The sequence below is a fragment of the Variovorax sucrosi genome, assembly GCF_051216635.1.
Taxonomy (GTDB): Bacteria; Pseudomonadota; Gammaproteobacteria; order Burkholderiales; family Burkholderiaceae_C; genus Variovorax.
The window spans coordinates 50,185-62,631 of record NZ_JBPJZU010000010.1 but is presented as its reverse complement, the minus strand read 5'-3'; the positions used below and the strand labels follow the sequence as shown (position 1 = coordinate 62,631).

The following is a 12,447-nucleotide window of genomic DNA, read 5'->3' as shown; positions in this document are numbered from 1 at the left end:
AATCACCCCGTCGCCGCCGCGCCCGGGGCGGGTTGACCCAGAAGCGACCGCGCAAAGGCCGCCGCCGCAGAGCGCACCAGCGCCGCGCGCAGCCATTCGTGCGCATGCCCGTGCTGCGCCCGCCGATGCCAGACCGCGTCCACATGGACCAGCGGCTGGTCGAAGGGCAGGTCGCGCAGCACCAGCTGGTCGTCGATGCCGGTCACCCGCACGAAGTGCCGCGGCAAGACCGTGAGCAGGTCCGAATTGGCCACCACCCGGCCGGCCGTGAAGAACTGATTCACCGTGACTGCGATGCGGCGCTCCCGCCCGAGGGCGGCCAGCGTCTGGTCGATGAAGCCGTAGGGCCGGCCCGAAAAGCTCACCAGCAGGTGGCGCGCCGCGCAGTAGTCGTCCAGGGTGAGCGGCTTCTGGGCCAGCGGATGGTCGCGCCGCATCACGCACACATACTGGCCCACATAGAGCCGTTGCGCCTCGAAGGGCACCGCCACGCCCGACTGGCCACGAGCGGTCAGGCTGGCGATCACGGCCGGAAAGTAGCCGATCGCCATGTCGGCTTCTTCGTTCTCCAGCAACTGGCGCGGGTCGCGCGTGGTCAGCGGCACGACGCGCACCGAGATCGCTGGCGCTTCGGCCTGCATGATCTGGACCAGTCCGGGGATCAGTTCGGCCGCGGTGGCGTCCGCCATGGCCAGCACGAAGGTGGTGTCGGCCACTGCCGCATCGAACTCGTTCGGCGCCAAGGTGTGCTGCAGTTGCTGCAGTGCGTCGCGCACCGTCGGCCACAGCGCCAGTGCCCGCGGCGTGGGCTCGACGCCCGCACCGGCGCGGCGCACCAGTTCGTCGCCGAGCACCTCGCGCAGGCGCCGCAGGGCGTTGCTGACGGCGGGCTGCGTGAGCGAGAGGTTGCGCGCGGCGCGCGTCAGGTTGCGCTCGGCCATGACCTCGTCGAAGACGCGCAGCAGGTTGAGATCGAGCGTGCGAAAGTTGACGTTCATCATTGTGGTGAATGATAAACATCAGAAAGATAAAGTGGCGGAACACTAGGGTAACCCCTAATATTCGGTCCATCGGCTTCGGCCATTCACCCCTTGGAGGGATTTCTCATGACCAGCTTTGTCCACGTTGAACAACCGGCGGCTCACCCGGGCGTTGCCCGCGCCGAAGCCGTTTTTGACCATATCCGCTCCAGCAGCAGCCGCCTCGATGGCTCGCGTGGCCTGGCAGCCCTGCTGCTCGCCGCAGTCGTCTCGGCCATGCTGATCGTCGCTGACAAGCTGGTGTCGAACCTGAACGAAGGTGGCCTGCTTGCCGCCTGGCTGGTGATGTGGGGTGTGGCTTTCGTGGCTCTCGCCTTCTTCGCCGACACGGCCCGCCACCTGGCTGTCCGCGCCACCGCTGGTTGGACCGCCTATGCCCGTCGCCGTCATGCAGCGCAAGCCGATGCCCGTTTCCTGGCCTACGCCAAGTACGACCAACGCATCATGAACGACATCCAGGCCGCCGTGACCCGTCATGAGGTCGTGACCGGTGCCCCGGCTGCCGTGCCGGCCCAACTGGCCCGCGCCATGATGGCGCAGCGTTCGGCCGACGTGAAGGTGCCGACGCTGTACGAAGCCATGCGCCGCGTGAACCTGGGCAAGTACTACTGAGCCCTGCGCTGAGCGCGCAAAGAAAAGCCGCCCTCGGGCGGCTTTTTCATGGGCGCACGAGGCGCCCGTGCGTCTTCTGTCTCAGGCGGCGAGGCGCTGCTCGATCGCCGCCTTGGTGGCCGGCAGCTCCTTCGGCAGGTGATGCGCCAGCTGCGCGAACAGCTCGGTGTGCAGCTTCAGCTCGGCCTGCCAGGCCGCCTTGTCGATGCTGGTCACCGTGTCGAACTGGGCGCTGCTGAAGTCCAGGCCGGTCCAGTTCAGGTCTTCGTAGCGAGGAGACACGCCGAAGACGTGTTCGGTGCCCGAGGCCTTGGCCTCGATGCGGTCGATCATCCACTTCAGCACCCGCATGTTCTCGCCGTAGCCCGGCCAGACGAACTTGCCGTCCGCGCCCTTGCGGAACCAGTTGGTGGTGTAGATCTTCGGCAGCGCGGCGCCCGAAGCTTCCAGCTTCTTGCCCAGGTCGAGCCAGTGCTGGAAATAGTCGCTCATGTTGTAGCCCATGAAGGGCAGCATGGCGAACGGGTCGCGGCGCACCACGCCGGCCTGGCCGGTGGCGGCGGCCGTGGTTTCCGAACCCATCGTGGCCGCCATGTAGACGCCTTCGGTCCAGTTGCGCGCTTCGGTCACCAGCGGCACGGTGGTCGAGCGGCGGCCGCCGAAGATGAAGGCGTCGATCTTCACGCCCTTCGGGTCGTCCCAGGCGTCGTCGAGCGCCGGGTTGTTGGTCGCGGCCACGGTGAAGCGGGCGTTGGGGTGCGCGGCGGGCTTGAGCTTGCCGTCCACGCCGGTGGCCTTGGCGATGGCGGGCGTCCAGTCCTTGCCTTGCCAGTCGATCAGGTGGGCCGGCAGCGCCTTGCCTTCCGCGTCCTGCTCCATGCCTTCCCACCACACGTCGCCGTCGTCGGTCAGCGCGACGTTGGTGAAGATCACGCCCTTGTCCAGGCTGCGCATGCAGTTCGGATTGGTCGTGTAGTTGGTGCCGGGCGCGACGCCGAAGTAGCCGGCTTCGGGGTTGATGGCACGCAGCGAGCCGTCGGCCTGCGGCTTGATCCAGGCGATGTCGTCGCCGATGGTCGTGACCTTCCAGCCCTCGAAGCCGGCCGGTGGAACCAGCATCGAGAAATTGGTCTTGCCGCAAGCGCTCGGGAACGCGGCCGCCACGTGGTATTTCTTGCCTTCGGGGTTGGTCACGCCCAGGATCAGCATGTGCTCGGCCAGCCAGCCTTCATCTCTGCCCATGGTCGAGGCGATGCGCAGCGCGAAGCACTTCTTGCCCAGCAGCGCGTTGCCGCCGTAGCCCGAACCGTAGCTCCAGATCTCGCGGGTTTCCGGGTAGTGGACGATGTACTTGGTCGTGTTGCAGGGCCAGCTCACATCCTTCTGGCCGGCTTCCAGCGGCGCGCCCACGGTGTGGACGCAGGGCACGAACTCGCCGTCGGTGCCCAGCACGTCGTACACGGCCTGGCCCATGCGGGTCATGATCTTCATGTTGACCGCGACGTACGCGCTGTCGGACAGCTCGATACCGACGTGCGCGATCGGCGAGCCCAGCGGGCCCATCGAGAAGGGCACCACGTACATCGTGCGGCCCTTCATGCAGCCGTCGAACAGCGCGGGCTCCGAAGGAGACCTGCCGGTTTCGAGCAGGGCGCGCATCTCGGCCGGCGCCATCCAGTTGTTGGTCGGGCCGGCGTCTTCCTTGTTGGCCGAGCAGATGTAGGTGCGGTCTTCGACCCGCGCCACGTCGACCGGGTCGGAGTTCGCCAGGAACGAATTGGGCCGCTTGGCCGGGTTCAGCTTTTTGAAGGTGCCGGCGTCGACCAGTTGCTGGCAAAGGCGGTCGTATTCTTCATCGCTGCCGTCGCACCAATAGATGCGCTCGGGCTTGCACAGCGCCGCCATGTCGGCCACCCAGGCAATCAGCTTGGCGTTCTTGACGTAAGGGGGCGCCTGAATGGTCAAGCCATTCATCACGGGTGCGTTCATCGAAGGTCTCCAGGAGTTGAAAAATCGTCTTTCCGAGCGGTACTCGGTGTCGGCGGGAGGGCCGCTTGAAAAAACGTTTTCGCTCTTGGGAACGCGTATCGATGCGTCTGGCGCGGAGCGCCTAGGGAATGGAATGCAGCCTGCCGTTCAGGCCATGTAGACGGCGATGGATGCGAGCAACAGCATCAGCACGGCACCCACCAGGGGCAGCACGAGCGGCATCAGGTGCACGATCGACTCGACCGCGTCTTTTTCGACGGCGGCATCGTGGCCAGGCTCGACGGGTGTGGGGTGAGACATGTTAATTCCTTTGTATTCAACAGGCAGACTGCCTTCATTTTAGCCAACCCCTCTTGCAGGCACCCAAGGGCCTACCCCAACAGGGTCAATGGGACTGCTGTTCTTCCGCCTCGAAACCCGCCTGGCGCAGCGCCGCCAGCACCGCGGCCAGATGCTCGCGACCCCGGGTTTGCAGCACCAGTTCAATCTCCACATTCTGGGCCGCCAGCATCGTGAACGCGCGCTGGTGGTGCACCTCGTCGATGTTGGCGCCCGCTTCGGCCACGGTCGTGGTGATGCGCGCCAGCATGCCGGGCACGTCGCGCGCGCTGACGCGCAGCCGCGCCAGCCGGCCCGCCCGCACCATGCCGCGTTCGATGATGGCGGCCAGCAACAGGGGGTCGATGTTCCCGCCCGACAGCACCAGGCCCACCTTCTTGCCCTGGAACCGGGCCGGGTGCCGGATCAGCGCCGCCAGCCCGGCCGCGCCGGCGCCTTCCACCAGCGTCTTCTCGATCTCCAGCAGCATCAGAACCGCCTGTTCGATGTCGCCCTCGTCGACCAGCAGGAGGGCGTCGACGTGCTTTTCGATGACTTCCCGCGTCAGCACGCCCGGCGTGCCGACCGCGATGCCTTCCGCAATGGTGCTGGTGCCCTGCACATGATGTGTCCCCTGCACGGCGTTCACCATGGCCGGAAAACGTGTCGTCTGCACACCGACGATCTCGATGTCCGGCTTGCGCGCGCGTGCCGCCACCGCCATGCCGGCGATCAGGCCGCCGCCGCCGACCGAGACGACCAGCATGTCCAAGTCGGGGACCGCGTCGAGCATCTCGAGCGCCACCGTCCCCTGGCCGGCCATGATGGCTTCGTCGTCGTAGGGATGGACGAAAGCCAGGCCGTCGCGCTCGGCCAGCTCGAAGGCATGGGCGCGGGCGGCGTCCAGGGTGTCGCCGTGCAGCACCACCTCGGCGCCGAAGCTGCGGGTGCGCTCGATTTTCACGCCCGGCGTGAAGCGCGGCATGACGATGGTCGCCTTCATGCCCAGCCGCTGCGCGTGGTACGCCACACCCTGCGCGTGGTTGCCGGCGGACATCGCCACCACCCCGTGGACGCCGCTTTCGCTCAGGTCCACCAGCTTGTTGCAGGCGCCCCGCTCCTTGAAGGAGGCCGTGAACTGCAGGTTCTCGAACTTGAGAAAGACCTGGGCGCCCACGATGTCCGAGAGGGTGCGAGATTCGACGCACGGCGTCGCCAGCAGTTGGCCCTTCAGGCGCTCTGCGGCACGTTCGATGTCCTGGATTCCGATCATGCGTGGCATTGTGGAGGGATTTGCAACATCGGGAGATTTACCGATGCGCTGTCTTCCACAACACAAAACTCTGCGCTATGGTCGCGCAAGATTCCTTTGGCTGGAGGTCGTCGAATGGTCAAGCGTGTGGGTGTCGATGCCGTGGCTGCTCCCTTGCGCGGGCAGGCATTGCCGTCGCCCGGCCTCAAGGAGGCGCCGGTGCTCGAGCTCATGTGCTCGCACTTCGTGCTCACCCTGGCCGCCAAGCAGGGCCCGCGCTTCAACGTTCGCCGCGATCTGAACGGCCTGCTCTCGCTCACCGGCCGCCATCTCGTGTGGCCCATGCCGGTGCTGCAGCGCCTGCGCGAATTCCTCGGCCGCCGTTGCGCCGGCAACGACGTGTGGAAGGGCGTCGAGCATTTCGACGGCCGCACCCTGCTGGAGCGCCATGGCGTCTGGCGCGGCCCCTATGAGGAAGGCACGCTCTTCTTCTACCTCGACGAATACGCGAAGGATCAGCCGAAGGACCTGCTGTCGGTGCTGTCGGTCACCCGCGATTGGCTCACGCATGCGCTGCGCAAGCAGTCGACGCTGGTCGAGAAGAACATCGACGCGTTGGCCGGACTGCTGCAGCTCAACAAGGCCGAGCGCGCCCTGTTGCTCTACGGCACGCTGGCGCGCTACCAGCGCGACCTGCGCTCGCTGCTGGTCGAGTTCAAGGTCAACAACGCGCCCGAAGCCTATGCCGCCATCGCCGAGGTGGCCGGCGTCAGCGCCAGCGACGTCGGCGAGGCGTTGCGCGCCGGCTCGCGGCTGGAGCGCATCGGTCTGGTCGAAAACCTGATTTCCGAGCACAACATCACCGACCTGGCCGACCTGATGAAGGTCAGCGAGAAGCTGCCGCCGGTGCTGATGCGCGAATACCGCGACCACAACGAGCTGATGGCGGTGTTCACCCGGCCGTCGGCGAAGAGTGCGCTCAGCGTCGACGATTTCTCCTTCGCCGCGGACGACACGCAGATGCTGATCACGCTGCTGCGCGCGGCCGTGCAACGCAAGGAGCCCGGCGTCAACGTGCTGCTCTACGGCCCGCCCGGCACCGGCAAGACCGAGCTGGCCAAGGTGGTGGCGCAGGCCGCGGGGCTCGAACTGTTCGAGGTCGAATACGCCGACCGCGACGGCAACTCGCTCTCGGGCCGCGACCGCTACCGCTCGCTGCAGATCGCACAGGTCTTCCTGAAGGGCAGTGCGCAGGCCGCGCTGCTGTTCGACGAGGTCGAGGACGTGTTCCCGCCCATCAGCACCGAGGCGGCGCAGTTCATGTCGCGCGCCGAGCAGATGCCGTCGCCCGCCAGCGGCAGCGTCAGCGGCAAGGCCTGGGTCAACCAGATCCTCGAGTCGAACGCGGTGCCCACGCTGTGGGTGACCAACCGCATCGAGCAGATCGACCCGGCCTTCCGTCGCCGCTTCGCCTACCACCTCGAGCTGAAGTCGCCGCCGCCCGGCGCGCGCGAGCAGCTGGTGCGCAAGACGCTCGAAGGCGTGACCGTGTCCGACGCCTTCACCGCCAAGCTGGCCGGGCGCAAGGGCCTGACGCCGGCGCAGATCCGCACCGCGGTGCGCTTCGCACAACTGGCGAAGACCGATGAGGCCTCCGTCGAAGGGCTCATCGAGCGGCAGCTGAAGAACGCCGACCTGGCGCTGGGCACGGTCGACAGCGAGCACGGCACGCGCCGCTCCGTGACCACCTACGACCTCGACATGCTCAACGTCGAGACCCGCTTCGAGGTGCCGCGCATCGTCGAGGCCCTGCGCGTGCGCGGCCACGGCACGCTGTGCTTCTATGGGGCGCCCGGCACCGGCAAGACCGCGCTGGCCGAGCACATCGCCAAGGCCATCGGCCGGCCGTTGATCGTCAAGCAGGCCAGCGACCTGATGAGCAAGTACGTCGGCGAGACCGAGCAGAACATGGCCGCCATGTTCAAGGAAGCCGAGGCCGAAAAAGCCGTGCTGCTGCTCGACGAGGCCGACAGCTTTCTGCAGGACCGGCGCGGTGCGCAGCGCACCTACGAGGTCACCGAGGTCAACGAGATGCTGCAGGGCATGGAGCGCTTCGGCGGCATCTTCGTCTGCACCACCAACCTGCTCGACCGGCTCGACCAGGCGGCGCTGCGTCGCTTCACCTTCAAGATCAAGTTCATGCCGCTGACCGATGCGCAGCGTGAGCGCATGTTCGTGACCGAGGCGCTGGCCGGCGACGTGGTGCTCATGACGTCCGACCTGCGCCAGCGGCTGCAGCGCCTGCCGCAGCTGTGCCCGGGCGATTTCGCCGCGGTGAAGCGGCAGACCGACATCCTCGCGGCCGAGTTCAGCGCGTCGGAGTTCCTCGACCAGCTCGAAGCCGAGCACCGCATCAAGCCCGAGGTCCGCGAATCCCGCGGCATGGGCTTCGTTCAGTAGTTTCACGGCCGCGTACCTGGTGCTGCAACGACTCGATCGCGCGCTGTGGAGCTGTGCTGCGGCCGCATCGTTGGCGCTCGCGGGTTGCGGCGGCGGCGGTGGTGGTGGCGGTGGCGGTGGCGGTGGCGGTGGTGACGGCACCACCACGGTGGCGTCGCCAGCGCCGGCCGATGGCGGCACCGTCCCGGCGATCGTGCCGTCGGCCACCGTGGCCGAGCGCTGTGCCGCATCGCGCACCGGCACCCTCGACGACGAGAAAACCTGGGTGCGCAGCTGGATCGACGAAACCTACCTCTGGTACGACGAGGTACCGACCACTCTGCAGCCCGCCGCCTACCCCACGCCGGTCGCCTACTTCGCCGACCTGAAGAGCACGGCGCTCGCACCTTCCGGCCGCGCCAAGGACCGCTTCCACTTCAGCTACGACACCGCGCAGTACCGCGGCATCCTGCAGAGCACCGAATCGGGCTACGGCGTCGAGTTCGCCTACCTCGCCCGCACGCCCCCGCGGCAGATCCGCGTGGCCTACACCGAGCCCGGGTCGCCGGCGGCGCAGACCGGCCTGGTGCGCGGCATGACCTTGCTCGCCATCGACGGCATCGACGCGGTCAACGCCGGCAGCCAGGCCGACGTGGACCGCCTCAACGCGGCGCTGGCGCCATCGACCAACGGACAGGCGCACGACTTCCGGCTGCGCGCGGCCGACGGCAGCGAGTCGACGGTCAAGCTCACCTCGGCCAGCGTGCTGCGTTCGCCGGTGCAGGCGGTGCGCACCATCCCCACACCCACCGGCAACGTCGGCTACCTGCAGTTCAACGACCATGTGGAGAAGGCTGAGGTTCAACTGGTCGATGCGGTGAACCAGTTGCAGGCCGCCGGCATCGCCGACCTGGTGCTCGACATGCGCTACAACGGCGGCGGCCTGCTGGCGGTAGCGAGCGAGCTGGCTACCATGGTGGCGCCGGCGGCGTCCACCCAGGGCACGGCCTTCGAGCGGCTGGTTTTCAACGCGAAGAACCCGTTCGGCTTGAGCGCGTCGCAGGCCACGCTGCCGTTCTATGCCACGGGGCGCGGCTTGTCGGTCGCCTCCGGCCAAGCCTTGCCGCGGCTGAACCTTCCACGCGTCACCGTGCTGAGCGGCCCGGACACCTGTTCGGCCAGCGAGTCGGTGGTCAACGGTCTGCGCGGCGTCGGCGTCACGGTCAACCTGATCGGCGGCGCCACCTGCGGCAAGCCTTACGGCTTCTATCCCGAGGACAACTGCGGCACCACCTACTTCGCGATCCAGTTCCAGGGCGTGAACGCGCAGGGCTTCGGCGACTACGGCGACGGGCTCGTGCCCACCTGCACTGTGGCCGACGACTTCGAGCATGTACTCGGCGATCCGGCCGAAGCGCGGCTGGCGGCCGCCCTGCAGTACCGCAGCACCGGCGCCTGCCCGGCGGCGCCGTCGTCGAAGAGCCTGACCGCCGGCCTGCAGAAGGCCGAAGGGGCCGGCACGCCGTACCTGAACCGCAGCGCCCTGCGCGCCAGCCGCATCGTGCGGCCGGCCGATCTGTTGAACTGATGAGCTGAGGCCGGTACCGTCGACCGGTCAGCTACACACCCGCAGCACATCGCTCCCATAGGCCTCGAGCTTCTTGGTGCCGATGCCGCTGATGCCCTGCAGGTCTTCCAGCGTGGCGGGTGCGCGCTCGGCGATGGCGGCGAGCGTCGCGTCGTGGAAGATCACGTAGGCCGGCAGGTTGTGCTCGCGCGCCACCTCGCCGCGCCAGGCCTTGAGCGCCTCGAAGCGCTTCTGCGCGTCCGTGTCCAGCGTGGCCGCAGCGGGTGAGGGCGCACCGCGCACCGCCCGCTCGCGGCGCGGCTTGCGTTCGGCGGGCGACGACACCGATTCGCGCAGGCGCACCGTGGTCTCGCCCTTGAGCACCGCGCGCGAGCCGTCGGTCAGCTGCAGCGTGTTGAAGGCTTCCGAATTGACGGCCAGCGCGCCGGTCGCGATCAGTTGCCGCAGCACGCCGCGCAACTGCACCTCGCTGAACTCCGCGCCGATGCCGAAGGTGCTGATGCGCTCATGCCCGAACTGCTTGACCTTCTCGGTCGCCTTGCCGCGCAGGATGTCCATGATGTGGCCGGCGCCGAAGCTGATGCCGCTGTGCTGGCTCACGCGGTAGATGGTGCTGAGCAGCTTGCGCGCGGCGTCCGTCCCATCCCACACCTGCGGCGGGTTCAGGCAGTTGTCGCAGTTGCCGCAGGGTGTCGACGCTTCGCCGAAGTAGCCCAGCAGCCGCACGCGCCGGCAGTCGCTCGCCTCGGCCAGCGACAGCAGCGCGTCGAGCTTGCCGCGCATCACCTGCTTGAATTCTTCGCCGGCGGGGCTCTCGTCGATCATGCGGCGCTGGTTCACCACATCTTGCAGACCGTAGGTCATCCAGGCATCGGCGGGCGCGCCGTCGCGGCCGGCGCGGCCGGTTTCCTGGTAGTAGCCCTCGATGTTCTTGGGCATGTCGAGGTGGCCGACGAAGCGCACGTCGGGCTTGTCGATGCCCATGCCGAAGGCGATGGTCGCGCACATCACGATGCCTTCCTCGCGCAGGAAGCGGTCCTGGTGGCGCTGGCGCACCGCCGCGTCCAGGCCCGCGTGGTAGGGCAGGGCGTTGATGCCCGCGTCCTGCAGCATGACGGCGGTGTCTTCCACCCGCTTGCGCGACTGGCAGTACACGACGCCCGCATCGCCTTCGTGCTCGCGCTGGATGAAGCGCAGCAGCTGCGTGGCGGCGTCCTTCTTCTCGACGATGGTGTAGCGGATGTTCGGCCGGTCGAAGCTGCTGACGAACTGGCGCGCCTCTTCGAGCTGCAGGCGCTCGACGATGTCGGCCCGCGTCAGGTCGTCGGCGGTGGCGGTCAGCGCGATGCGCGGCACGCCGGCATAGCGCTCGTGCAGCACGGTGAGCGCGCGGTACTCGGGGCGGAAGTCGTGGCCCCACTGGCTCACGCAGTGCGCCTCGTCGATGGCGAAGAGGCTCAGCTTGCCACGCTCCTTCAGCGTGTCGAGCTGCTGCAGGAAGCGCGGCGTGTTCACCCGTTCGGGCGCGGCGTACAGCAGCGTGATCTCGCCGCTGAGCATGCGGCGCTCGACGTCCTGCGTCTGCTGCCAGTCGAGCGTGGAATTGAGGAAGGCGGCGTCGACGCCGGCCTCGTGCAGCGCGCCGACCTGGTCGTGCATCAGCGCGATCAGCGGCGACACGACGATGGCCACGCCGTGGCCCGCCCGTTGCCGCGCGATGGCCGGGATCTGGTAGCACAGCGATTTGCCGCCGCCGGTGGGCATCAGCACCAGTGCGTCGCCGCCGCCGACCACGTGGTCGACGATGGCGGCCTGGGCGCCGCGGAACTGTTCGTAGCCGAAGACCTCGTGGAGGATGTCCGCGGGCGCGGCGCTGGCCTGACGGTCGTCGGCGTGGGGGAGGGGGACAGAAGACACCGGGGCATTCTCCCCGATCGCCTGGCGCCGTCTGGCATGCGCTTTGCAACACCTGTCGTGGCCGCAGGGTGTCAACCTGTCTAGACAGCACTTTGGTGCATGTTGACTCGCAACATGCACCGGAAGAAGGCGCTGGGGTAACCCTGTATAGACAAGTTGGGGCATGCGGCCAGAATCCGGCGCACGACGCCAGCGGGCAGCGCCCGTGCCGTCGGCCGGCCTTGCTTTCAAACACGAACGGAATCCAGGAGTACCCATGGTCAAGATGGTTGTCAAAGTCGCTTCGCTGCTCGCAGCCGGCCTGTGCGCGGCGGGCGTGGTCACCACGGCTTCGGCCCAGGACACCAAGATCGCGCTCGGCATGTCCGGCTGGACCGGCTTCGCGCCGCTCACGCTGGCCGACAAGGCGGGCATCTTCAAGAAGAACGGCCTCGAGGTCGAACTGAAGATGATTCCGCAGAAGGACCGCCACCTGGCGCTGGCGTCCGAAGCCATCCAGTGCGCCGCCACCACGGTCGAGACGCATGTGGCCTGGAACGCCAACGGCGTGCCGATCGTGCAGATCTTCCAGATGGACAAGTCCTACGGCGCCGACGGCATCGCGGTGCGTGGCGACATCAAGAGCTTTGCCGACCTCAAGGGCAAGACCATCGGCGTCGACGCGCCGGGCACCGCGCCGTACTTCGGCCTGGCCTGGATGCTCAACAAGAACGGCATGACGCTCAAGGATGTGAAGACCACGACCCTGTCGCCGCAAGCCGCCGCGCAAGCCTTCGTGGCCGGCCAGAACGACGCCGCCATGACCTACGAGCCCTACCTGTCGACGGTTCGCAGCGCGCCGCAGTCCGGCAAGATCCTCGCGACCACGCTCGACTACCCGATGGTGATGGACACCGTCGGCTGCGCGCCGAGCTGGCTCAAGGCCAACGCGAAGGCCGCGCAGGCGCTCACGAACTCGTACTTCGAGGCGCTCGAGATGATCAAGAACGACCCGGCCAAGGCCAACGAGATCATGGGCTCGGCGGTCAAGCAGACCGGCGAGCAGTTCGCCAAGTCGTCGGCCTACCTGCGCTGGCAGGACAAGGCGGCCAACCAGAAGTTCTTCGCCGGCGAACTCACCGCCTTCATGAAGGAGGCCGAGAAGATCCTGCTGGAGGCCGGCGTGATCCGCAAGGCGCCGGAGAACCTCGCCGTCACCTTCGACCCGTCCTTCATCAAGTAAGACGATGGCGAGCACGCGAAGCATTCCGATGCCCGCCGCGCCGGCGGCCTCTTCATCGCCGGCGGCGGTG

Annotated in this window: 9 protein-coding genes; 4 read left to right on the top strand and 5 right to left on the bottom strand. The window is 67.7% G+C overall.

Annotation, left to right across the window (positions count from 1 at the left end):
* Positions 1–2: 2 nt before the first annotated feature.
* The gene (locus ACSFBE_RS19435) at positions 3–998 is read right to left on the bottom strand and encodes a LysR family transcriptional regulator (protein WP_435492270.1); all 996 of its coding nucleotides are present in this window, start codon (positions 996–998) and stop codon (positions 3–5) included.
* A 108-nt stretch (positions 999–1,106) separates the two neighbouring features.
* On the opposite strand from ACSFBE_RS19435, the gene ACSFBE_RS19430 reads away from it, so the two are divergent.
* Positions 1,107–1,652, top strand: coding sequence for a hypothetical protein (locus ACSFBE_RS19430; RefSeq protein ID WP_435492059.1), 546 nt, complete (start codon positions 1,107–1,109; stop codon positions 1,650–1,652).
* An 81-nt stretch (positions 1,653–1,733) separates the two neighbouring features.
* Here the strand turns inward: ACSFBE_RS19430 and ACSFBE_RS19425 are convergent, their stop codons facing one another.
* The 3 genes from ACSFBE_RS19425 to ACSFBE_RS19415 all read right to left on the bottom strand — a co-directional run bounded on the left by ACSFBE_RS19425 (position 1,734) and on the right by ACSFBE_RS19415 (position 5,232).
* The gene (locus ACSFBE_RS19425; protein ID WP_435492058.1) at positions 1,734–3,641 is read right to left on the bottom strand and encodes a phosphoenolpyruvate carboxykinase (GTP); all 1,908 of its coding nucleotides are present in this window, start codon (positions 3,639–3,641) and stop codon (positions 1,734–1,736) included.
* A gap of 147 nt (positions 3,642–3,788) precedes the next feature.
* The gene (locus ACSFBE_RS19420) at positions 3,789–3,941 is read right to left on the bottom strand and encodes a hypothetical protein (protein WP_435492057.1); all 153 of its coding nucleotides are present in this window, start codon (positions 3,939–3,941) and stop codon (positions 3,789–3,791) included.
* An 85-nt stretch (positions 3,942–4,026) separates the two neighbouring features.
* Entirely contained in the window at positions 4,027–5,232 is a 1,206-nt protein-coding gene (locus tag ACSFBE_RS19415; RefSeq protein ID WP_435492056.1) for a threonine ammonia-lyase, read from the bottom strand.
* Between the two features lie 114 nt (positions 5,233–5,346).
* On the opposite strand from ACSFBE_RS19415, the gene ACSFBE_RS19410 reads away from it, so the two are divergent.
* Complete coding sequence (locus ACSFBE_RS19410; RefSeq protein WP_435492055.1) at positions 5,347–7,671, top strand: ATP-binding protein; 2,325 nt, start codon at positions 5,347–5,349, stop codon at positions 7,669–7,671.
* 19 nt (positions 7,672–7,690) lie between these two features.
* Entirely contained in the window at positions 7,691–9,238 is a 1,548-nt protein-coding gene (locus ACSFBE_RS19405) for a S41 family peptidase (RefSeq protein WP_435492054.1), read from the top strand.
* 27 nt (positions 9,239–9,265) lie between these two features.
* On the opposite strand, the gene recQ is transcribed toward ACSFBE_RS19405, so the two are convergent.
* Positions 9,266–11,155: a DNA helicase RecQ gene (gene recQ / locus ACSFBE_RS19400; RefSeq protein WP_435492053.1), complete on the bottom strand. Its 1,890-nt coding sequence runs from the start codon at positions 11,153–11,155 to the stop codon at positions 9,266–9,268.
* 256 nt (positions 11,156–11,411) lie between these two features.
* Here recQ and ACSFBE_RS19395 point away from each other — a divergent pair, with 256 nt between their 5' ends.
* Positions 11,412–12,377 (top strand): ABC transporter substrate-binding protein, encoded by a 966-nt coding sequence (locus ACSFBE_RS19395; RefSeq protein ID WP_435492052.1) that lies wholly within the window; start codon positions 11,412–11,414, stop codon positions 12,375–12,377.
* Positions 12,378–12,447: the final 70 nt, after the last annotated feature.